Source organism: Microbulbifer rhizosphaerae, assembly GCF_014191725.1.
Classification (GTDB): domain Bacteria; phylum Pseudomonadota; class Gammaproteobacteria; order Pseudomonadales; family Cellvibrionaceae; genus Microbulbifer; species Microbulbifer rhizosphaerae.
On the sequence record NZ_JACHWZ010000005.1, the window covers coordinates 94,862 to 116,395 of the forward strand.

The 21,534-nt window shown below is 61.7% G+C and carries 19 protein-coding genes and 2 pseudogenes; 12 read left to right on the forward strand and 9 right to left on the reverse strand.

Going from position 1 to position 21,534, the window contains the following annotated elements:
* Positions 1-201: 201 nt before the first annotated feature.
* The 6 genes and pseudogenes from FHS09_RS06585 to FHS09_RS06610 form a co-directional block, all read left to right on the forward strand.
* Positions 202-618: pseudogene (locus tag FHS09_RS06585) on the forward strand (Csu type fimbrial protein); the annotation flags it as partial.
* Between the two features lies 1 nt (position 619).
* Positions 620-1,321: a fimbrial biogenesis chaperone gene (locus FHS09_RS06590; RefSeq protein ID WP_183457991.1), complete on the forward strand. Its 702-nt coding sequence runs from the start codon at positions 620-622 to the stop codon at positions 1,319-1,321.
* Positions 1,287-1,604 carry a hypothetical protein gene (locus FHS09_RS06595; protein WP_183457993.1) on the forward strand — a complete coding sequence of 106 codons (318 nt, stop codon included), beginning with the start codon at positions 1,287-1,289 and terminating at the stop codon, positions 1,602-1,604. Before FHS09_RS06590 ends, FHS09_RS06595 begins: the two co-directional genes overlap by 35 nt.
* Positions 1,605-3,707: a fimbria/pilus outer membrane usher protein gene (locus tag FHS09_RS06600; RefSeq protein ID WP_183457995.1), complete on the forward strand. Its 2,103-nt coding sequence runs from the start codon at positions 1,605-1,607 to the stop codon at positions 3,705-3,707.
* Complete coding sequence (locus FHS09_RS06605) at positions 3,704-4,618, forward strand: spore coat protein U domain-containing protein (RefSeq protein ID WP_183457997.1); 915 nt, start codon at positions 3,704-3,706, stop codon at positions 4,616-4,618. Before FHS09_RS06600 ends, FHS09_RS06605 begins: the two co-directional genes overlap by 4 nt.
* Before the next feature lie 10 nt (positions 4,619-4,628).
* Positions 4,629-4,814, forward strand: a pseudogene (locus FHS09_RS06610) (helix-turn-helix domain-containing protein); the annotation flags it as partial.
* On the opposite strand, the gene FHS09_RS06615 reads toward FHS09_RS06610, so the two are convergent.
* On the reverse strand, positions 4,811-6,037 hold the full coding sequence (locus FHS09_RS06615) for an ATP-binding protein (protein WP_246394636.1): 1,227 nt from the start codon (positions 6,035-6,037) through the stop codon (positions 4,811-4,813). The pseudogene FHS09_RS06610 and the gene FHS09_RS06615 sit on opposite strands and share 4 nt — an antisense overlap.
* Before the next feature lie 179 nt (positions 6,038-6,216).
* Between FHS09_RS06615 and FHS09_RS06620 the strand changes: the two genes are divergently transcribed.
* The 6 genes from FHS09_RS06620 (at position 6,217) to FHS09_RS06645 (ending at position 12,720) form a co-directional block, all read left to right on the forward strand.
* The gene (locus FHS09_RS06620; protein WP_221191839.1) at positions 6,217-6,423 is read left to right on the forward strand and encodes a hypothetical protein; all 207 of its coding nucleotides are present in this window, start codon (positions 6,217-6,219) and stop codon (positions 6,421-6,423) included.
* A 251-nt stretch (positions 6,424-6,674) separates the two neighbouring features.
* Positions 6,675-8,735 (forward strand): hypothetical protein, encoded by a 2,061-nt coding sequence (locus tag FHS09_RS06625; protein WP_183457999.1) that lies wholly within the window; start codon positions 6,675-6,677, stop codon positions 8,733-8,735.
* Positions 8,732-9,949, forward strand: a complete 1,218-nt coding sequence (locus FHS09_RS06630; RefSeq protein ID WP_183458001.1) for a hypothetical protein — start codon at positions 8,732-8,734, stop codon at positions 9,947-9,949. Before FHS09_RS06625 ends, FHS09_RS06630 begins: the two co-directional genes overlap by 4 nt.
* 13 nt (positions 9,950-9,962) lie before the next feature.
* On the forward strand, positions 9,963-10,526 hold the full coding sequence (locus tag FHS09_RS06635; protein ID WP_183458003.1) for an RNA polymerase sigma factor: 564 nt from the start codon (positions 9,963-9,965) through the stop codon (positions 10,524-10,526).
* Entirely contained in the window at positions 10,523-11,107 is a 585-nt protein-coding gene (locus FHS09_RS06640) for a hypothetical protein (RefSeq protein WP_183458005.1), read from the forward strand. Before FHS09_RS06635 ends, FHS09_RS06640 begins: the two co-directional genes overlap by 4 nt.
* Positions 11,108-11,178: 71 nt before the next feature.
* The gene (locus tag FHS09_RS06645) at positions 11,179-12,720 is read left to right on the forward strand and encodes a S8 family serine peptidase (protein ID WP_183458007.1); all 1,542 of its coding nucleotides are present in this window, start codon (positions 11,179-11,181) and stop codon (positions 12,718-12,720) included.
* A gap of 203 nt (positions 12,721-12,923) precedes the next feature.
* On the opposite strand, the gene FHS09_RS06650 is transcribed toward FHS09_RS06645, so the two are convergent.
* The 8 genes from FHS09_RS06650 to cobT form a co-directional block, all read right to left on the reverse strand.
* Positions 12,924-14,966, reverse strand: a complete 2,043-nt coding sequence (locus FHS09_RS06650; protein WP_183458009.1) for a hypothetical protein — start codon at positions 14,964-14,966, stop codon at positions 12,924-12,926.
* Between the two features lie 205 nt (positions 14,967-15,171).
* A complete protein-coding gene (locus FHS09_RS06655) occupies positions 15,172-16,044 on the reverse strand; it encodes a DUF5694 domain-containing protein (RefSeq protein WP_183458011.1) in 873 nt (290 codons plus the stop codon).
* A 206-nt stretch (positions 16,045-16,250) separates the two neighbouring features.
* Entirely contained in the window at positions 16,251-17,129 is an 879-nt protein-coding gene (locus tag FHS09_RS06660) for a cobalamin-binding protein (RefSeq protein WP_183458013.1), read from the reverse strand.
* Between the two features lie 3 nt (positions 17,130-17,132).
* Positions 17,133-18,164, reverse strand: coding sequence for a threonine-phosphate decarboxylase (locus FHS09_RS06665; RefSeq protein WP_183458015.1), 1,032 nt, complete (start codon positions 18,162-18,164; stop codon positions 17,133-17,135).
* Positions 18,157-19,092, reverse strand: a complete 936-nt coding sequence (gene cbiB, locus FHS09_RS06670; protein ID WP_343057423.1) for an adenosylcobinamide-phosphate synthase CbiB — start codon at positions 19,090-19,092, stop codon at positions 18,157-18,159. Before cbiB ends, FHS09_RS06665 begins: the two co-directional genes overlap by 8 nt.
* Positions 19,086-19,922, reverse strand: coding sequence for an adenosylcobinamide-GDP ribazoletransferase (gene cobS, locus FHS09_RS06675; RefSeq protein WP_183458017.1), 837 nt, complete (start codon positions 19,920-19,922; stop codon positions 19,086-19,088). Before cobS ends, cbiB begins: the two co-directional genes overlap by 7 nt.
* Positions 19,906-20,505: a histidine phosphatase family protein gene (locus FHS09_RS06680; RefSeq protein WP_183458019.1), complete on the reverse strand. Its 600-nt coding sequence runs from the start codon at positions 20,503-20,505 to the stop codon at positions 19,906-19,908. The genes cobS and FHS09_RS06680 overlap by 17 nt, the downstream gene beginning before the upstream one ends.
* Positions 20,495-21,532 carry a nicotinate-nucleotide--dimethylbenzimidazole phosphoribosyltransferase gene (gene cobT / locus FHS09_RS06685; protein WP_183458021.1) on the reverse strand — a complete coding sequence of 346 codons (1,038 nt, stop codon included), beginning with the start codon at positions 21,530-21,532 and terminating at the stop codon, positions 20,495-20,497. Before cobT ends, FHS09_RS06680 begins: the two co-directional genes overlap by 11 nt.
* Between the last annotated feature and the right edge of the window lie 2 nt (positions 21,533-21,534).

Below are 21,534 nucleotides of genomic sequence, written 5' to 3' on the forward strand. Positions count from 1 at the left end.
TCATAGCGCCATTTTCGTGGATCTTCCTCCGGCGGCTTCGAAATTGGACTAGATTCACGCGAAAGTAAATAATTTACCGACGACTAACTCCATAAGGAGTCGAAGTGACCACGTGCAAAGGATTGGCACTGGCCCTATCTCTCTTTTTGCTCTTCCCCACGCCGCTGCTGGCGCAAACCTCCAGTACTACTTTTTGATGTTTCGATTACTGTCGAGAACGACTGCACAATTTCCGTCAATGACCTCAGTTTCGGTACGGTCAACGACCTGACCCCACCCATCTCCTCTTCCACTACCGGCTCGGTGACCTGCACCGGGATATCACCAGTGGAGGTGTCCTTTGATGCAGGCACCGGCGGTACCAGCACCTTTGCCACCCGACAGATGGACAATGGTACCAATACCATTGACTACAACCTCTACCGGGATGCCGCCCACACCGAGATTCTCGGCGACGGCGACGGCGACGGCGACGGCTCCGGCGGTACCTTTACCATCACTTTCACCAGTACCGGCGGCAACGATGAGTTTGACGTCTTCGGCCGGACCGATCCCGGGCAGAACCCCAAGCCGACGGGCACCTACAGTTCCACGATTACTGCAACAGTCACTTTCTGATATGAAGCTAATACATTGCGTGTTTTTGTTTGCCCTGGCGCTGTTCAGCGCTCCACTCTGCGCCAAGGGCCAGCTGCAGGCGGGGCCGATACTGCTGCAGATAGTGCCCGGAGACAGCGCCTCCCGGCTGCGGCTGTCCAACACCGGCGACAGCCCCCTGGCGGCACAGGTGCGGGTGTTTGCCTGGAGCCAGGAGGGGGGCGAGGACAAGCTGGTAGCCAGCGATGCGGTGGTGGCCAGTCCGCCGATCGTAGAATTGCCCCCCGGCGGCAAGCAGTTGGTTCGCCTGGTTCGCCTGGGGCCGGAGGCCCGGGACAGCGATGACAGCTATCGCCTGGTGGTGGATGAATTGCCGGAGGGAATCACTGGCGGGGAGGCGAAGGTCAGAGTGCGCATGCGTTACCTGTTGCCGCTGTTTGTGCGCGCCGCGGATGCGGCGGAACCTAACCTCTCCTGTTCGCTGCAGGTGGATAAGCTGAGTTGCTTCAACGCCGGCGGGCGGGCCGCGCAGTTGGGGGCCAGCCGGCTGGTGGGCGATTCCGGTGACGCGATTCAGCTGAGCGGCGGGCTTTTCGGCTACGTGCTGCCCGGCAGCCGCAGGGTATGGGCGCTGCCGGAAGAGATCGGTGCCCTCGCTCCCGGGGAAGTGCGACTGCAAACGGTGCTCAATGGCCAGCCCGCAACCATTCCGCTGCGGCAGTAAAGCCAGCGGCTACTACCTGCTCGGTTTCCTGCTCGCCTGGGCACCGGCGCCCGCCCGGGCCGCGGTCCCCATTCCCGACAGCCAGCCGCTCGCCACCAGCGGCGCCAAATTTTATCTGCGCGAGGTGCGGCGCGAACAGGAACTCTACCTGGAGATTTTTCTGGACGATGAATCCACCGGACTGATCGCGCCGGTGCTGTTGCGGGAGGGCCGGCTCTGGATTTCCTCCGCGGATTTGCGCGAAATCGGCCTGCGGATTCCGCGGGGTAGCGCGGAGCACTGAGTGCCACTGGACAGCCTCCCCGGCCTCTCCCACCACTACGATATTCCCACCCAGTCCCTGGCGCTTCACGTGCCCCCGGGCCTGCGTCGCGAGCAGCACCTGGGTTACCGGCCACCGCCGTCGGTGGAAGTGCGCCGCGATCACGGCCTGCTGTTCAATTACGATTTTTACGCGCGCGAATGGGCAGACCGTGAAAGTTACTCCCTGGGCACTTCCCTCGACTGGTTTGGCCGCTACGGCAGTGTGCAGATCTCCGGCGTCAGCCGCGGCGGCGACGAGGATGTAGGCTACCGCCGCCTGGACAGCTTCTGGACCTACAGCGACCCGCGGAACCTGTGGACCTGGACCGCCGGCGACCTGATCAGCGGCGGCCACAGCTGGAACCGCCCGGTGCGCATGGCCGGATTCCAGTGGCGGCGCAATTTCGGTGTGCGCCCGGACCTGATCACCCTGCCGGTGCCGCGCTTCGGCGGCAGCGCCGCCCTGCCCTCCACGGTGGAACTCTACGCAAACAATATCCTGCAGTACGGCGACGAAGTGGACCCGGGTCCTTTTGTACTGGACACCCTGCCCAGGATTGGCGGCGCCGGTGTGGCCACCCTGGTGGTGACCGACGCGCTGGGGCGCACCACCACCGCCAGCGCGCCGCTGTACGTGGACCACCGCCGCCTGGCGCCTGGCCTCAGCGATTTCAGTTTCGAGGCGGGCGTGCTGCGCACGGGTTTCGAGGGTGGCTGGGACGACTACGGGGAAAAACCGGTGGCCAGCGCCAGTTGGCTGCAGGGGATCACCGACACCTTTACCTTCGAGGCGCACGCCTCCGGCGCGGAGGGCCTGGGGTTGGCGGGGATCGGCGGTGTCTGGTCGCCGGATAACCGCTGGGGCCTGCTCTCCGCCTCTATCGCCTATAGCAATGGCGGCGCACCCGGCCAGCGCGACCGCTCCGGCCGCCAGTACAGCCTCGGCTATCAGTGGAACGGCCCCACCTATGGTTTTGACCTGCACAGCCTGCGGCGCAGCCGCGGCTACCGCGACCTGGCGGACCTGGACACGGACAGGACCCTGACGGAGCGCTGGCTCAATGCCCGGGATCGCGCCACCGTCTGGCTGCAGACCGGCCGCGGCAGCCTGGCCTATAGCCACGTTCGCTGGCGCGATCACCGCGATCGCCTGCTGCCGCGGGAATTTTCCAGTACCCACAGTGTGAGCTGGACGCAGAACTTCGGCTCGCGCCTGTCGGTTTCCGCAACGGTTTTCCAGGACGACGACAGCGGTTCCGGCGGCAGCCTGACCTTCAGCATCCCGCTGGACAACCTGCTCTATGCCGCGATCAGCGCCCAGCGGGGGGATGACGACATCGAGCCCAGGGCACTGCTGCGCCGCACCGCGCCCTATCACGGCGGCTGGGGCTGGTCGCTGCAGGGCGGCGATACCGACGGCGACTACGCCCAGGCGATGGTGGAAGTGCGCGGCCGCTACGGATCGGCCCGCGCGGGTATCGACAGGGACGACGGCGGGCACGGGCACTTTTTCGAAGCCAGCGGCAGCGCCGTGTTGATGGACGGCCAGCTGAAGTTCAGCCGCCGCATTCACGACGCCTTTGCCCTGGTGTACACCGGTGTCGAGGATATGCCTGTGCTCAGCGAAAACCGCGTCTACGGGCGCACCGACGACCAGGGCTACCTGCTGATTCCGGAACTGCGGGGCTGGCAGCGCAACCGCATCGGCATAGACCCGGATGGGCTGGGCCCCAAGTTTTACGTGGCGGAACTGGAGCAGTTCGCCGTGCCCGCGGATCACGCCGGGCAGCTGGTGCGTTTTCCGGTGGAGGAGCTGCGGCCGGCCATCGTCACCCTGCTCGACCCGTCCGGAACACCGCTGCCCGCCGGCAGCCGCGCGACCCTTTATCGCAACGGCGGCAGCCGAATGTTGCCGGTGGGTTTCGGCGGTGAAGTCTATATCGAGGATCTGGGTGACGGTGCGCAAATAGAGGTGGAGCGGGATGGCGGCCTGTGCAGTTATCATCTCCAACCGGAAGGGGCGACGGAAGCGCCGCTGTTGAGAATGCGCGTGCGGCCCACGATCTGCGGAGGGGAGCGGTGAAGGCGCAGTGGCTGTTATTTTTTCTGCTTTTTTCCTGCGCCGGAACGGCGTGGGGGCAGACCTGCACTTACACCGTGGAACCGACGGTGGATTTCGGCAGCATTACCGGCCTGCCCACGCCGCAGATTGATGTGAGCGCCGATATCACCGTGACCTGCCCCGCGATGGATCCGCCGGGGGAGCGCCGGGTCTGTATCAGCCTGCCGGTGGGCAGTGGCGGCGTCTCCTTCGCCGACCGTCGTATGGTCAACGGCGGTTTCGACGTGCAATATCAGCTCTACCGCAATGCCGGGCGCACCCTGGTGTGGGGCAATGTGGCCGGTGGGCAGGAGCGCATACTGCTTTTCCCCTTGGTCGGCGGTACCCGAGTGGCCACGGTGTTCGGCCGGGTATTTTCCGGGCAGACGGGAAAGTCAGTGGGGCTCTACCAGTCGGTGCTGAGCGGTATCGAAGTCCGCGAGGGAACCCCCATGCAACTCTGCAGCGCCATCACCAATATCTTCATTCTGCCCGACACCATCACTGCGCAGCTGGATATCCAGCCGGACTGCACCATTTCCGCCAATCCGTTGAATTTTGGTACCGTAAACAGCGTCGGCGTGCAGGACGCGAGCAGCAATCTCTCGGTCACCTGCACTTTGAACGGCGCTTACACTATTGCGCTGGACGGTGGCACCACCACCGGCGACGTCAACGACCGCAAAATGCAATTGGGAACCGACACCATCGACTACCAGCTCTACAGCGATGCCGCCCGCACCCAGGTCTGGGGCGACACCGCGGGCACCACCGTTGACGGCACCGGCAGCGGCGATCCCCAGTCCATCCCGGTATTCGGCCGTGTGCCGGCTCAGGGACCCAAGCCGGAGGGCACCTACCAGGATACGATTACCGCGACGGTGACTTTTTAGTGAAGTCGGGCTAGCCACCGGCCGCCGGGAAATTCTCAGCGAGGCAGTGCCCGCATTCGAAAAGGCGCTGATCGAAATCGCCCTCAAGCACACCGCGGAGCGGAAAAGGGATGCGGCGGAGCTACTGGGCTGGGGCCGAAATACCCTGACCAGGAAATTAAAAGAGTTGGGAATGAACGGAGAGGAAGAGCATTAAAATATTGTGCTTATTTCCCGATAATTCAGCGCATTAATGCCGCTGCTGAATTCGAATCTTTCCCCTGCATAAATGAGGTGGGAGGCTGAAACCCTGGGCGCAATAGCATTGATGCGTTTCAAGCCTTTGAGTAGTTCGGCGCGATAGGTGGTGCTGGACTTTATTTCGATCGCAACAAGCTCTCTGCCCTGTTGGCAAATAAGATCTACTTCATTGCCGGTGCTGTCCCGAAAGAAGTACAAGTTCGGGATCTTACCCTGGTTGGTTCTGTATTTCAGGCACTCCATAACCACCAGGTTTTCAAACATCTGGCCGACCAGTGGATCTCGTGTAACCTGCTCGGGTCTTTCGATGCCCAACAGGAAGGCGAGCAGACCGGTATCCATGAAATAGTACTTTGGAGACTTCACTACGCGCTTGCCGAAATTCTCAAAATAGGGTGGCAGTTTGTAAACGATAAAAGAGGCTTCCAATATGGAAAGCCAGTGCTTGACGGTGTTTGCGCTGACCCCTACGTCATTGGCGAGTGAACTGTAGTCCATCAACTGGCCGGTTCTGCCGGCCAGCAGTTTTATGAATTTTTCGAAATGGGAAACATCTTTCAGGTGGATAAGCTGCCTGACATCCCGCTCTACATAGGTCTGGTAATAGTTGGAGTAGGCCGGAGTTGGTCTTTGCCCCTGATCGTAAATTCTCGGCAGAAAGCCGTTGAAAATGTACTCTTCAGGTTTGTCGAAGGTAATCTTCGCCTTTGCGAGCTCTTCGATTGAAAACGGATACAGATTCAGAATACTGGTGCGACCGGCCAGGGACTGGGTAATGGCCTGTCTTAATTCCTGATGCGAACCGGTGAGCAGGAACTGCCCATTGCCCGGCTTCTCGTCGACAATGACCTGGATATAGCTGAGCAGCTCCGGCACCCTCTGTATCTCGTCGAGAATGACCTTTCCTTTAAATCTGGTCAGAAATGCCTTGGGGTCGTCCTCGGCCAGTTGGCGGGTTTCAGGGCTTTCCAGGTTGCTGTATTCATAGTCGTCCAGCAGCCCTCTGGCGAGGGTGGTCTTGCCCGCCTGTCGGGGGCCTAGTAGCGTGACCACTGGGTATTCCGCCAGTAATCTGCGCAGTTCCACACCGATTTGCCTGACAATCATTAGCCCCTCTATATATGTAAAAATGAAGTTCAACTGCATTTTTGCATGAAACTTGGGGGAGCTCAACGGCATGTCGAGGGATATTCCGTCGTACGGGTGCACTCAGTCGAACGCACGCTGATCGAAATTGCCTTGGCAGGAGTTGGCATCGGAAGAGCACTGCTCTGTCAGGCTGGGCGAGCACCTGCGCGCCTTGGGAAGCCCGAAGCCGGGTGACCGCGTAGTTATCGAAAAAGCGAAAGGAATCCGGTATGCAGCGCCTGGAAGTTGGTGCTGGCACTTTCGGTTACCAGTTGACCTTCTACCAGCGGCAGGGCTTTAGGGTTGAACGCATTGACAAGAATTTCTTCTTGAAGAGCTATCCAGAACCAATTGTTGAAAATGGGATTCAGCACGGAGATATGCTTAGGCTGACATTTGAATTCCGGGGCAAAAATTCTTGTCAACGAGCGGTTTGACGCAGGTTTTATAGTTGTTTATATCCCTATCTTATTGCAGCTCGAACTATTGTAGAATGACGCCGTTTGGGTGGCTACCGGCAGATGGAAAGCAGTCCTAGAGCCGGAAATTACAGATAACAAGCAGCGGAGCGAGCTGCACTGCGCATACCCCCCCTTTGCAGAAAATTTGATAAAAACATTGAACCCACACCGAATCGGTTGCGACTCATCGGTGACAGAGGTTCTTGCAGAGTGACCGCTGGATGGCTGTGTCCCCATTTCGACTACCGAAAACACTGGCGTTGCCGCTGCTGATCAGCAGTTGGCCGGCACTGTCTGTGCCTGTGGTACTGGCGCAGCCCGAAGCGCGGCTGAGCGCTCCGGAGGTCGACGATTTTTATCGGCCCCGCGAAAGACTGCGCCTTTCCCTGTCTGACGATACGGGAGCGGATGGCCCTGGCCAACTGAGCTTGGAATTGGATGGCATGGATGTTTCGGCACTGGTCCAGTGGCGCGGCGCGGAGCTGGTTTACGTGCCGGTGAGGCCGCTTACCCCCGGTGCCCATGAATTGAGGGTGATGTTTTACGGCGAGCGCGGCCGCGTTCAGGAGCTGGGCTACTGGACCTTTGAGGTTCGTCACTCGGCGACGCTTCGGGAGCTTCAGGCCAATGGTCAGTTGAATCTGGCGTTCAGTCAGCGTGTCACCGAGCGCGATCGGAGCGGGGGGAGCGACCTCCAAGGGGGCGGCAACCTGGAGTCCGGCCTGAGCGGCGACAACTGGCGGTTGGATAGTAGCCTGGACTTGATTGCGGTGAACAATAAGGATCTGGCCATTGCCGGGCGGAAAGTGGATCTGGCTCGTTTCAACCTGCGCGGTGAGTACGGCCGCTATCGGCTGGCCCTCGGTGATCAGCAGTTGGGCTCCGCAAGCCTGATCCAGGATGGCTTCGAGCGGCGCGGCCTGTCCACCGGTGCCCGGCTGCCCCTGTGGGACGGCACTCTGTCACTGTATCGAGCCGGCAGCCGGCAGCAGGTGGGCGTCGATGCCGGGCTGGGCACGGATGATGCCGACAATCGCCTGAGCGGCGGTCGCCTGGAGTTCTGGCCCCTGCGCGGGGACGGCGCGCAACTTATGGTGGCGGGAGGGCGCCTGTCCGGTCGAGTCGGCGAGCCGGACTACGGCAGTCTCTACCCGCAGGACGGCCCAGACAGCGATTCGGTGGTGCACGAGGGCGATGCCTGGAACCTGATAGTGGATGGCCAGTTCTTCCAGCGGCAGCTGCGTGTGCGGTTGGAGAAAGCCGGCAGTGAGTATGACTTTGACGGTATCGACAGCGGCTTTGAATCCGAGCGGGACAACGCCTGGTCCGCGCTGCTGGTATTGAACCCCACGCCGGGAGGTGAACTCGACTGGCGCCTCGGCCTGGAATCAAAAAAACTGGGCACCTGGTACAGAAGCCTGGCCAACCGGTACGCGCCCGCCGACAAACAGATGGAGCGGGTTTTCTTCGATATCACCAGGGATAAATGGACCTGGGATGGTGGCTACGCCGTAGAGGACAACAACCTCTCCGAGGACGCCGACTACGCCATATCCAGAACCCGGCAATGGCATCTCAGCACCCGCTATATGGATTACGATCTCCCCGAGTGGTCGCCGCTTGCGGCTTTGGGGCAGCCGAGTTACACCCTGTCGGCGGAGGGCGCCAGGTTGCGGGACCGATACACGCCGCAGGGCTATCTGGCGAACGATCTGGAGACCAGGCGCTACGCGCTGACGGCGGCCTTTACCCGGGAGCAGCTGCAGTGGTCGGCGGGGTACCACTACGACAGCCTGGAGGATGCCACCGGCTGGCAACCGGAGACCCGCACCCAGGCGACCCGGCTGGATGCGGGCTGGTACCCGAGTGGCCGGTACAGCCTCTTTGTCGGCTGGGAACTGCAGCACACCACCTATCCCGATCAGGGCGTCAGTACCGATCGGCATATTTACTCTGTGGATGCGAAGGCGGAATTTATCCCCGAACGGTTAACGGGCGGTCTCAATATGGGTCTGAATCAGACCAGTGCGAGAGACGACCCTTTCTTCGCCCAATGGGACGAAACCACCTATATCAGTGCCCAGCTGAACTGGCGGATTCGGCAGCCGGCCCCCCTGAGTTCGGGCCTGGAGCTGATTGTATCCCTCACCCGCAACGACTACCGGGATCGCTTGTTTGCGGTCGATTCGCCGGTCGGTTCACCGATTGATTCACCGGTCGATGGATATCAGGCATTTATTGAACTGCGCTCCAGTCTGCCGGTGGCGTATCCGGGGGTGCGACCATGAGCGTCTGTCGTCTTGCCATTGTCTTCATTCTTGCGGTCGGGTTCGCCGTCCCCGCATCCGCCCAGGAGTTGGAACTCTGCTCTTCCATGCAGCCCTGCCCGGCGCCCCGTCCGGTCACGGTGGGGGTGGAATCCACCCAGCCCATTGTCTGGCGGGGCAGGACTTATTTCGCCGGCGACATTGCCTCTGATGTGGGCTTTTTTACCCTCGACGAGACGGCTTCGGGAGAACGCCTGGGCGCTGTGCAGCGCCCCCTGGTGGGGCGGCTGGCCGGGTCGGCAGATGGCCGGTTAGTGAGTTTCACCCTCAATGAAACCGTGACGGTTCCCGCGGAGGTGAGCCAGCGCGCAGCCGCTCTGGGCGCCCGCCAGCTGTTATACGTCCGCCAGTTCAGCATCAACGGTATGTCGGTCACCGGTGTGCAAACCATTCGGCTGTCCGCTTCATTGCCCAATGCGGCGCGCTCCCTGCCTGAAGGGCAGGCGGTCACCGCCAGTGGTCTGATCGTCCGGCGGGTGGCGTTGCGATTCGATGACGGTGCCGCCGTGGCATCGGTGGGGCGTAGCGAACGACTGCGGGCGTTGGCCGCCATCCGTTACGACCGCGCCGGTTTGCTGGAGGCGGTGTGGGAGGTGGCGACCCCGGCGACCACCCGCGGCCAACCGGTATTCCGCCGGCTGGATACGGTGCGCCAGTATCTGGGGGGCGGCCAGGAGGCTTCCCTGCAAAGCCCGGTGTTACCGACCGACGAAGCCGGGCTGTATTTGCTGCGCTTACGCCTGCTGCAGCCTTCACTCGAGAGTGACAGTATCGAATTGCGCTACCAGGTGAGTGGCAAGCCGGCGGCGCCGGTGTTCGTGCCGGTGTTGCCCGTGACCAGTCCGCAGGCGGGAACTGCCCTCGACGCCGCGACGGAATTTCGTTGGCGGCCGGCCGCCGGTACACGGGCCTATCAATTGGAACTGTACGACCAGCCCCCGTCGGCAGCGACGTCGGTCACCTCGTCGGAACCCGGCACCGTCCCGGCGGAAATGACCGCGGCACCCGCTACGGGCGTTCTGCTGCAGGGCAATACGGACCGCACCCGGTTATCTCCCACCGTGTTACACCGGTTGCTGCCCGGGCGAATTTATTACTGGCGAGTGAGCGCGGTGAATGCCGAGGGAGCCATTGTGGCCGCCAGTCCGATTCAGTCGATTCGCACCGAGGAGTAAGCCGGGCCAATCTATGGAATATTCAGTACAGGATAGCGACGAACAGTTATTACGCACCATGGCGGTCGGCGATACGGAGGCGATGACCGCGTTTTATCGCCGGCACGAAACGCGTGTCTACCGTTACCTGTTGTCCAAGTTGAACGATTCATTCGTCGCCGCCGACCTATTGAATGAAGTGATGCTCGAGGTCTGGCGCTCGGCGGCACGATTTGCCGGGCGCGCCAAAGTCACCACCTGGATGCTCGGAATTGCGCACAACAAAGTGATGACCCACTGGCGCAAGCAGGGCGCGCGCGAATTTACCGACCTGGACGATAACCTGACCGACGATACGCCGGCCGCGGATCTGGAACAGGCACTGGCTGCGGTGAAGGACGGCCAGGTATTGCGCGCCTGTATGCAAACCCTGTCGCCACCCCACCGGGAAATCCTGCATCTGGTGTTTTTTGAAGAGCTGGATTACGCGGAAATTGCCAGTATTCTGCAAATTCCCGAAGGCACGGTGAAATCCCGGGTGTATCACGCCAAAAACCTGTTGAAGAAACAACTGGCCAGAGCCATGAGGTCGTCATGAACAAAATTGATGAGCAATTGAATCTGTGGGCCAACGGCAGATTGCCGGAAGCGGAACGCCAGGCGCTCGAGAAAAAAATGGCCGAGGACCCGGCCCTGGCCCGGGAAGCTGAATTTTTGAAGGCGCTTCGGCAGACGGTTCAGAATGAACCGGTGACGCCGCCGGGAGAACTCGGCCTGGCCCGTTTACAGAAAGCGATGCGGGAGGAGCCGGATGAAGCCCCGGAAATGCCGCCCCGTAAAAATTTCTGGAAACCCGTGGCGATTGCGGCCTGCCTCATGGTGGCGGTCCAGGCGGCACTGCTGCTGGGACCGACGCTCTGGAAGGGAGATACAGCGGTCGATATAAGCCCGGCATCGGGAGAGGGCATACCGGCGGGACCGCGGCTGCAAATCGCCTTCGCTCCCGAGACGACCGCGGCGGATATCCAGGCGGCCGTGCTGAGTGTGAACGGCAGCATCGTCGCCGGGCCCAGCGCCCTGGGCGTCTTTCGGTTGGGATTGCCGGAAGGCGTTTCGACCGAGGCGGCGGTGGAAACCCTGCAGGCGTTTGAGTTTGTGGATGAGGTTATTGCGCCGTGATGCCGGGGGCTGACAGGCGGTGCATTTTACTCCTGTCGATCTCGCTGTTGTCGATTTGGTCGGGTCTCCCGATGGCGCAGACGACGGAGGACGATCCGGCCACTGAAGTGCGCCGGGATGTGGAGCTTGCGGAGCGTGAAACGGCGGAGCAGGCGGTGAACTCGCGGGAAACCGGGACCGAACCAGCGGATGCCGGAACTGAACAGCCGCGCCGGCCGACGCGCGAACGAGAAGAGAATCAGGATTCCACTCCGGCTCAACCGGGCGAGGCGGAACCGCGGCCTGAAGCGGTTGCCGATCAGAAGCCCGAGCCCCAGCGCGAACCCCAACCCAAGCCCGAACCTGAGCCCGAACGCGAACCCCAACACGAGCCCGAACCCAAACCCGAGTCGAGCGCAGCGGACGTCGCCGAAACGAAAACGCCGGAAGAGGTCGAACCGGAATCCGCCGCACCCGCGCCGAGTCGCCCGCAGATTCAACGGGGCGGCAGCCTGCTGGGGCGTTCGGCCCCGCCGCCCCCACCGGTACCGCCACCGCGGCAAATCGCAGCCGCCGACCCGGCACCCGACCGGGATGCACAGAATTACGAACCGGGTGAAATATTACTGGTGAGTGCCGATATGGCCGAAGCGCAATCGGCGGCCCGCCAGCTTCAGGCTTATCAGCTGCGAGTGAAGTCCCGGCAGCGCCTTGGCAATCTGGGTTTGGTACTCAGCGTCTTCCGCCTGCCCCCGGGCGTCAGTCCGCCCACCCTGATGGCCCGGCTGCGCACGGAGTTGCCGGACCTGGACCTGGACACCAATCAGCGCTATCAGACGCTCAATGCCCGGCGGCGATACGCCCATCGGTTGATTGCCTGGCCCGATCCCATCGGCTCTTGCCATCGCGACTTCCGTATCGGCATGTTGGATACCCCGGTGGCGGACAAGCATCCGGCGCTGGCCGATGCGGCGCTGGTGCGACGCAACTTTGTGCGCGGCGAAGCGGCTTCTCCGGTACACGGGACGGCGGTGGCCAGTCTGTTGATCGGCGAGCCCGGCTCGCCAGCGCCGGGCCTGCTGCCGGGCAGCCAGCTATTCGCGGCGGAAGTCTTCCGCCAGCGGGGCGAGACCACCGACACCACTACGGATACCCTGCTGGCCGCCCTGGACTGGCTGGCCGGGCAGGACGTGCAGGCCATAAACCTGAGTCTGGGCGGGGAGCACAATCGGGTGTTTGAACTGGCACTGGAGCGACTGCTCGAGCGCGACATCCGGCTGGTGGCGGCGGCCGGCAATCGCGGGCCGGAGGCACCACCGGTGTTTCCCGCGGCGCAGCCGGGAGTGATCGCGGTCACTGCCGTGGATGCCTTGGAGCGACTGTACCCGGACGCCAACCTGGGCGATTACATCGACTTGGCGGCGCCGGGTGTGGATATCTGGGCGGCCGACGGCGAGGCTGTGGGCCGCTACCACACCGGGACATCCTTCGCCGCGCCTTTTGTGACCGCCGCGCTGCTGTTGGCGGATCACCGGGGTGTGGACCTGACCGGGACGGTGAAAGATTTGGGCCCCGAGGGGCGTGACGAGCGTTTTGGTTGGGGGTTGGTGCAGGTGGTTGCGGGGTGTCGATAAGTCGACCCTTCCCGGTTCTCTCCAGGTTGCATGCATCTATGCGAATTCAAGGCTACCTCCCCGGGATTCGGGAAAAACTCCGGGGCTTGCTGCGAAGGTCCTGGCCGCCACCGGCTCCGATTCAATGCTGTTGGGATCAGACCTTGAGAAAATAAAAGCCGGCTACTGGGAGCCGGCTTTGGCGGGTCAATCAGTGATGTCGACTAGGGGCAGGCACTGCCGCCGTTCGCATCCGAACACTGCAGTTCCAGCTCAACACTCTCACCATCGTTCAATGACCCGTAGGCAGAGAAGCTGTAGGCGACAGAACCATCATCCCCGGTGGCCATGACCTGAACCCAGTCGTTTTGAGCGGCCATACCATCCGGAAACTCCAGGGTGACCGCATCGCCCACGGGCACGTCGTCAAAGCTGTCCACTGGCCCATAGCCGGCCCCATTGCCTTCCCGGTTGATTTCGATATCGCAGGTAGTGGCCGCGGTGTCCTGACTGTTGCTGCAGTAGAGTTGAATGCTCTGCGCCGCGGGGCCCTGCACGGATTCTTCATCCAGGATTATTGCCACGCTGCTGACCAGGCCGGTTTCCTGGGTGCCGGACAGTTCGACAAACTGACCGTTCTGGCTGTAGGCACCGTTGGAGGTGGCGGACCATTGAATCAGGGTGGCCTCCGAGGGAACGTTGATGCTGAGACTGTCAGTGATCGACACCTCGGGCTGTGTAAATTGCTCACCGTTGGGCAGCGAGGCTACCAGTTCCACGACGCACGGAATGGTGGTCCCCATCGAGGACAGGCATTGAACATCCACGGCTTCAACCGGTGTTGTGGTGAGTGTGAGCAGCACGTCTTCGGCAATGCCGGAGTTGACGCTGCCCTCCCCCAACACCTGTTGTCCAGCGAAATCCACCGGGTTTGGGGTTACAGCCACCCAGCTGAACTCGGTGAACTCATCCAGGGCCGGCCAGCCGGTGAAGATGGTGGCGCCCTGCGCCGGAACGGTTTGAGTCAGATCGTGGGTGCCATCCGTCAGGGTGACCGAGCAATTTACCCCAGTGCCATCGGGCAGCTCGCAGCGTACAAAGTTCTCACTGGTGGGTGCGTCCAGCGCAATGACCACGTCGGCGGACATATCGCTGGTCAAGTCGCCCATAAAACCGCCAAAGGAAGTGGCATGCCAGTCGATGGTTGCGCTGGTGGGCATGTTGATAATGGTGGAACCGCCTTCCGGCAATTGCCCGTTGCGGGTAAAGACGGAACCGTCATCCAGCGTTACCTCGGCACTGATACCGCAGGGTACTGGGCTGTTATCGAACAGCCGACACTCCACATTGATGCTGCCCCCGTTTTCGAATTTGAAATCCCAGTTCCAGGTGGAAAAGTGGCTGACTTCCGCGTGCACCGCCAGGCCGACCGGGGAAGTGGCCGAGGCAACCACGGTACCGATGATGGAGTCGTCCTCTACCCATATGCCCTGGGTTTCGTCGAAGTGCCACATGGGCACAGTGCTGCCAACCGTGAGCGCCGCATTGTTGATACTGCCCTGCGGCAAATCCATCTGAATTTCCGCGGTGGTGCCGGGAGCCAACTGCAGGTAGTCACCGGCCTCGTTGTGCACGGAGAGCGTCAGCATCCCGGCGCTGATCAGCTCCGTTGGCGCACCCGCGGCGTCCACTGCCTGGCCGTTTCCGGGCATGGCATTGAGCTCGCCATTGGTGATATCCCAGGGGGTGATCTGCACCCTAGCAGAGCCGGTGGCTGGTTCGCCATCGGGAGTAACAAAAGCACCGGCGGGAAAGGTAATCCGCGCACCCAGGTCTGCCGCGCTCAGGGTCCGGGCCGATTCGATATCGTCCAGGCTGAGGGTCTGCTTTACCGGTGTCAGCCGGATGGGCATGACGCTCTCATTTTCGCCGTTGACTTTCATTGCCTGGGAGACAAAGCCCTCCGCTTCGGCGCGTACTACATAGAACTCCTGGTCGGGCAGGTTGAAATGAGCCCAACCGGTTTCATCGCTCTGGATGGTCGAATCATCGAGGGTAACTGACACACCGGATAACCGGGCGCCGTCGTGGGTTTGCACCACAAAGCTGAGATCGACACTGGCCGGCGGGGGATCAGTAACGTCGTTGTCGCTATCCGGTAAGGAGCTGCCGCCGTTACCACCACAGGCGAACAGGGTGGTGGTCAACAGCGCGAAAGATAACGTCTTCAGGTAGGTTTTAGGTTTGGCGAACAGTAGTTGGCCCATGGTGATTGCCTCTTCGGTTGCTTGGGTAAACAGCGTTTCCGTAGAGGTAGTCGCAGCGGCGGGCAGTGAGGTTCAAAAAAATGGTTCTGCTTTTCAGGAAATTCGGATAGGGGCTTCCGCCCAGCCTCTCCGCAACGGGCCGAACAGCAGCGCATCTTGGACCTCGCCCATATGAAAATAGCATTCGCGCAGCAGGGAGTGGCACTTACAGCTCGCTCGTATTGTCGGCCAGGTAGGGGGCGAGATCGACGGCGGTCAGGAATGGTGTGTCCTCTACCAGCTGCGACAGAATCGGGATGTGCCCCTGGCCGTAGATGACGACGATGCGCTTGGCCTGTCCCTCACTCTCCTCCACTTCCCGCAAAATGTTCTGGAAGATCAGGATATTGCGCTTGTACCAGTTGGCGATGGTGTGCGCGCCACCCTGGTTTTCTCCCTGCCACTGGCGGATCTGGTGGTTGAGGTAGAAGTCCTGGTTAGCGGTGAGGGCCTCGGGGGAGTTGTACCAGGCGAGAATATCCCCGATGCTGCGGGAAGCCATAACCTCATCACTGGCGGCAACAAAAGCCTTGCCGTAGCGCTGTAATTCTTCGGACAATCCCCGGTAGCGCCCCTTGGGGGCCTTATCCAGCGCGGCCTGCTGTTCGGAATAGAAACGGTGCTCCACATCCACCGCCGCTATGCGTTCATGGCCCAGAATATCCGCGAGACGGAAACCCAGCTGATAGGCTTCGTTGCGCTTGCCCCGGTGCATACCCTCGCGATACTCCGCGTAGCGGGCATTTACCTGTTCGCTCTCATCACGTGAATATTCAAGTAGCACCAGATCCGGTTTCCACTCCGCGAGCCGTGCCACCAGATCCCGGATTTCGCGCTGGCGCCGCTCGCTCAGAACATCGTCCGCCTTTGAATTAAACATATCCCGGCCTGGATTGGCGAAGTGGTAAGTGCCCACCAACATAACTTCCGCCCAGGGGTCGGGGCGCTGCAGGATCTCACTGTCGACGGAATTTTCGTCCGCGTCGGCAAAGGCAGGCGCTACCACCAGCAGGGCGACGGCCATCACGAATCGTTTCATTTGCGCATCTCCGTTTATTGATTTTTTTGATTATCGGAGGCTTGGACGCAGCAGGGAGGGATTTGGATGCAGAGCCGGGGGCGGGCATTGTGCCCGCCTCCGGCCGATTTGCAGATCAGCGGTTGGCGCAGTGCTCAATCAGTTCTTCCACCACCGAGGAATCGGCGAGAGTGGAGGCATCGCCGAGGGAGTCCAGCGCCAGGCATCTACCGGTGGCGCACTCGCTGCAACTGCTCGCAAAGCATTTCGGCACCATCGAGTATGCGCATGGTGTGCCGCTGAATAATATCCGGAGGCACAAAAAACAAGTTCTTCTCCCTTACCGCGGTAAGCGCTGGATATTCCAGCCAATCACCCAGCCACTCGGGGCGCTGCTCGCCCATGCCACTGGCAACGATGGCGTCCGGATTGCGGGCGAGGACAGATTCGATATTGACCTTGGGCGCCAGGGATACGGCATCGGCGAAGGCGTTGCGACCTCCGCACAGGCGAATCACATCACTCACCAGATGCTCACCGTTCAGGGTTTGCAAGGGGTCGTTCCATACCTGGTAGAAAACACTCACCGGAGCGGCGCCCCGATACTGCTGCTTTAGTTCACGCAGGCGCGCAAGCCACTGATCCCCTCGCTGGTTGGCCACCTCGCTGGTTCCGGCGAGTAACCCGAAGGTACGCACTTCACCAACAATATCTTCGAGGCTGCGCAGCTCGTCCACATACACCGTGAGCCCCAGCCGCTCGAGCTGGCGCGCCACTTCCGGGCCGTTGCCCGAAGACCAGGCGAGTACCAGATCGGGCTTGAGCGCGAGCACGGTTTCGTAGTTGACCAGCTTGTAGCTGCCCACCTGAGGCAGCTCCGCAGCTTCAGGTGGGTAGTCGCTGTAGCTGACCGCCGCTACCAGTTTATCGCCAGCGCCGGCGGAATAGGCGTTTTCCACGATATGCGGTGCCAGTGCAACAATCCGGCTGGCCGGCTCCTGCAGGCGAATTACCTTGCCCCGCGCGTCGGATACTTCAATAGGTGCCGCTCCGGTCGCTGCCGGGAGCAGAATACAAAAGAGTATGAAAAGCAAAACCTTCTTCATCACCTAACCCTTGACTTCGCAAGCATGGTCCAGAGCCAGCCCCAGGCGCCGACCACCATCGTCAGCCAGCCCCAGCCGCAACCAGGCCTGTTGTTCATCCCCGGGCATTTTATAGCCCCAGCGTGAATAAACACCGGTTCGCCCCAGGCGGTGGTACAAGCCATACAAGCTTTGCGGTTCGCCACGAAGCGAAATAAACAATCCGGCATTCGTGGCAACGGCGGCCTCAGGCAGACGCCCTTCAAGCAATTCCATAAGGCGCTGACTTGTATCTGCGATGCGTCGTCGCTGCACCCCGTGCCAGGCGGAATCCGCAAGCGCCCGGGTAGCAGCCCAGAGCGCGGGGGCGCTCACTGCCCAGGGGTCCATGGCATCCCGCAGTTGCTGGACACAGAAACCTGAGCCCAGCAGAAAACCCAAACGCACTCCCGCCAGGCCAAAAAACTTGCCCAGCGAGCGCAGAACGTAGAGTCGGGGGTTTTCCGCCACCCTCCCCGCCAACGAAAGCTCTGGATTCACATCGGCAAAGGCTTCATCAACCAGCATGATGCCCGGGAGTTCCCGATAAAGGTCGAGCAGCGCTTGCGGAGAGATGCGTTCACCGGTGGGGTTGTTCGGATTGATAACAACCGCGTGACGCACGCGCCCGGCGAGAATCAGCTCGGACAACTCCTCACGGGAGCGGTAGTACAAAAGCTGGTGCCCTGCGTTTTTCCAGCAGCGGGCGTGCTCCGCATACCCAGGCGCAGGCACTGCCACCGCTGCGCCATCTACCAGGCCCGGGAATCGCGATATCGCATATTGGCTGCCCGGTACCGGCAACAGGTGTTCTCGCCCCGCACCGTAATATTCACTGGCTGTATCCATCAGCGGAGACTGATCCGCGGGCAGCGAGCGCCAGACGTATTCGGGAGCCTCTCCCAGCGGGTAGCTCCAGGGGCTGACACCGGTGGACAGGTCCTGCCAGCCGCCATCCGGTTCGCCGAACAATTCCGTGGCATGGGCGAGATCACCGCCGTGAAATGTCTTACTCAATTGCGACTCCCAAAGAGAAACCAAGAAGCATCAGCAACACCAGTGTTGCGGCAACTGCACGGGCAGCCAGAGCCTGCGCGCGGGGAATGTCCGCCGCCGTTGCCACTCGCCCGGCAGTAGCCGGTTTTTCCTGCCACTGACCGTGATAACTGGCACCGCCGCCGAGACGAAGTTCGAGAGCCCCGGCGCCGGCGGCGATAACCGGGCCGGCATTGGGGCTGGCCCAGTGGCCCGCACAGCTGCGCCACTGCTGAAGCGCCTCCGGCCTGTTTCCAAACAGGGTGAAGGCGGCGGCAGTGATACGTGCGGGAATAAAATTAAGCAGGTCGTCGAGGCGCGCGGCGGCCCAGCCGAAGGCGCGATAGCGCCGGTTGCGATAACCCCACATGGCATCCAGGGTATTGCTCAAACGGTAAACCAGCACTCCGGGCAGGCCGGCAACGGCAAACCAGAAGAGCGGGGCTACTACCGCATCGGAGGTATTTTCCAGCAGGGATTCTATAGCCGCGCGCGCCGTTTGCTCTTCGTCCAGGTTATCGCAGTCGCGGCTGACAATACGTCCCACCGCTGTGCGCGCACCGGCCAGGTCTTCCCGCTCCAATGTCCGGGCAACTGGTGCTATGTGCTCATTCAAAGCCTTCCAGCCAACCGCAAAATACACGGAGCCAGCTCCGAGAATCAGTGCCCAGGGCCCCTGCGCCTGCTGCGCCCGCTCCCAGAGCAGGCTGCCGACCAACCACACCGGCACCAGCAGCAGCGCCACGGCCAGTATTCCGTACACCTTTGGGTATTTGGCATCGGTGCAATTGAGTTTGCGCTCGAGCCCGCTGGCCAGCCGCCCGAACCCCACCAGCGGGTGAAATTGCCGGGGCTCACCCAGCAACCTGTCGAGCAGCATCCCGAGCAGCAGTGCGGCGGCGATTACCACAGCGCCACCAGGAGAATCAGGACCAGCAACTCACTCAGTTCCACCAGCGCACCCAGGCAATCCCCGGTGTAGCCGCCGATCTGTTCATGCCAGAAGCGCCACCAGTAGAGCACCAGCAGCGCAAGCGCCGAAAATAACACGCCGGCGACCAGGGGGCCGAGCAGTAAACTGACCAGGGCACAGGTGACCAGGGCCACCAGCCAGAGTGTCTGCACACCAGCCGTTTGCGCAGGTGCCACCACACCCTCGCTGCGGGCATAGTCGGCCAGGGCCATAAAGGGCAGTACCACCGTGCGCGCGAGCAGCGGAGCCAGCAATACCGCCAGCAGCGAGCCCTCTTGCCCCCCATCCTGCTCCCACAGGCTGGCCACCGCCACCACCTTGAGCAGCAGCACCAACAACAGTGCTACCAGCGCTACGGCGCCACAGGCGGGATCACGCATTACCTGCAGAATGCGTTCGCGCCTTGCCGATTTGTCGGCCATCTTGTGGCCGGCGTAGTAGCCGTCCATGCAATCCGCCAGGCCATCGAGATGCAGGGCGCCAGTGAGGAGAACCCACAGGGTCACCACCAGCGCCGCCGCCAGCCAGGTGCCCAGGGGTGCAAGGATAATAGCGGAGAGCAGCAGCAGGCTTCCCATCAGCGCTCCCACCAATGGATAGAAATACACTGCCCTGGCGGCGACTTCGGTATCTGCACTCCGCACAAACCTCTCCACCGGCAGGCGGGTGAGAAACATCAGTGCATAAAAAAATGCCTCGGTACCCCGGCGCAGTTGATCCCTCACATAGGGTTTGTCCCCGGCACGCAGCTTACCCCTGATATACATAGGCGGATTCCTGCGGATAGAGAATATTCAGATTGCGACTATCGAAATTAAGCGAAGCGGCAAAACCGTACCCGACCGTCAACTGCATCATGTCCGACGGCGGCATCCCGCGCGCCACCGAGAGCAGCAGCCTGATCACACCGCCATGGGTGACCAGCAGTGTCCTGTCACCAGCCCCCGCGCGCGCTATCTCCTCCACCGCTGCCAATACCCGCTGGCGAAAATCCCCGTAGGGCTCACCGCCGGGTGGGCCGAATTTGTCCGGCTCCCGCGACCAGGCCAGGCAGAGGCTTTCCTGCTCCCGCCAGATTTTCTCGATGCTCTGCCCTTCCCACAGGCCGAAACCGAATTCCCTGACACCCGGTTCTATACTCAGGGGCAGATTCAATTTTTTCGCCTGCTGCTCGGCGAAGGTGCGGCACCGCTGCAGCGGCGAGCTGACAATGTGCGCCCAGGGTCCGGCGAGCTGTGCCAGGCCTTCGCGCATCTGCCGCCACCCCTCTCCCGTCAAAGGCACATCGGTATCCCCGCGAAAGATATGCCCACCCTCGCAGGCTCCGTGCCGCAACAGATCAATCTGCACCGGCCACTCCGGCCTCGGCAAAAGTGGCCATTTGGTTGTGCAGCGCCAGGGCCTGGCGAATCACACCCGCCGCCATGGCCGCACCGCTGCCCTCGCCAAGGCGCATATCCAGGGATAGCAGCGGTTCTGCCCGCAATTTGTCCAGCGCCAGCTTGTGCCCGGATTCATTGGATAAATGGGAGTACACCAACCAGGGCTCTATGCCGGGATTGATTGCCAGGGCAACGGCGGCAGCGGCGGTGGTGATAAATCCGTCCACCAGTACAGGTACGCCTCGCTGGGCGCAGCTGATATAGGCGCCCACCAGGGCGGCAATTTCAAAACCGCCCAGGGTCTGCAGCAGTTGCAACGGGCTCTGGCGTTTGAGGTTGTGCAGGACCAGCGCTTTTTCGATCACCGCGACTTTGTGTTCCAGGACCCGGTCATCAATGCCGGTGCCGCGGCCGGTGATGGCTGCCACAGGCAGCTGATACAGCGCGGCCAATATTGCGGCGGCGGCGGTGGTGTTGCCGATTCCCATTTCACCACCGAGGAACACATCCGCCCCGGCGACCTGATCGCGGCCGGCATTGAGTGCCATTGCCAGCTGCTCTCTGCTCATGGCAGGCCCCCGGGTAAAATCGCCGGATGCAGGCGCGATGCGCGCGTCGATCAGGTCGGGATGCTCGGGTGTCTCGCCGGTACAACCGAGGTTGACCACCTTGAAATCCGCCTCCAGTTTCCTTGCCAGCACACAAATCGCCGCACCGCCGCGACAGAAATTCGCCACCATTTGCGCGGTTACCGACTGGGGAAATGCCGACACACCCTGTGCGGCCACACCGTGATCGGCGGCAAAAACGCGAATGGCAATGCGCTCGAGCTGCGGCTCGGCGGTTTGTTGCAACCCGGCAAAACGCACCGCCAGACTTTCGAGCTGCCCCAGGGAGCCCGGCGGTTTGGTCAGATTTTGCTGGCGCGCGAGTGCCGCCTGGATAAATGTTTCGTCCGGTACCCGGGCGGGTACCGTCAGCCAGTCCAGATCCATAA

Coding starts and splice junctions, on each gene's coding strand:
- FHS09_RS06590 (WP_183457991.1), top strand. CDS start 620: ATGAAGCTAATACATTGCGTGTTTTTGTTTGCCCTGGCGCTGTTCAGC.
- FHS09_RS06595 (WP_183457993.1), top strand. CDS start 1,287: ATGGCCAGCCCGCAACCATTCCGCTGCGGCAGTAAAGCCAGCGGCTAC.
- FHS09_RS06615 (WP_246394636.1), bottom strand. CDS start 6,037: ATGCCGTTGAGCTCCCCCAAGTTTCATGCAAAAATGCAGTTGAACTTC.
- FHS09_RS06620 (WP_221191839.1), top strand. CDS start 6,217: ATGCAGCGCCTGGAAGTTGGTGCTGGCACTTTCGGTTACCAGTTGACC.
- FHS09_RS06630 (WP_183458001.1), top strand. CDS start 8,732: ATGAGCGTCTGTCGTCTTGCCATTGTCTTCATTCTTGCGGTCGGGTTC.
- FHS09_RS06635 (WP_183458003.1), top strand. CDS start 9,963: ATGGAATATTCAGTACAGGATAGCGACGAACAGTTATTACGCACCATG.
- FHS09_RS06640 (WP_183458005.1), top strand. CDS start 10,523: ATGAACAAAATTGATGAGCAATTGAATCTGTGGGCCAACGGCAGATTG.
- FHS09_RS06645 (WP_183458007.1), top strand. CDS start 11,179: ATGGCGCAGACGACGGAGGACGATCCGGCCACTGAAGTGCGCCGGGAT.
- FHS09_RS06650 (WP_183458009.1), bottom strand. CDS start 14,966: ATGGGCCAACTACTGTTCGCCAAACCTAAAACCTACCTGAAGACGTTA.
- FHS09_RS06655 (WP_183458011.1), bottom strand. CDS start 16,044: ATGAAACGATTCGTGATGGCCGTCGCCCTGCTGGTGGTAGCGCCTGCC.
- FHS09_RS06660 (WP_183458013.1), bottom strand. CDS start 17,129: ATGAAGAAGGTTTTGCTTTTCATACTCTTTTGTATTCTGCTCCCGGCA.
- cobS (WP_183458017.1), bottom strand. CDS start 19,922: ATGTATATCAGGGGTAAGCTGCGTGCCGGGGACAAACCCTATGTGAGG.
- cobT (WP_183458021.1), bottom strand. CDS start 21,532: ATGGATCTGGACTGGCTGACGGTACCCGCCCGGGTACCGGACGAAACA.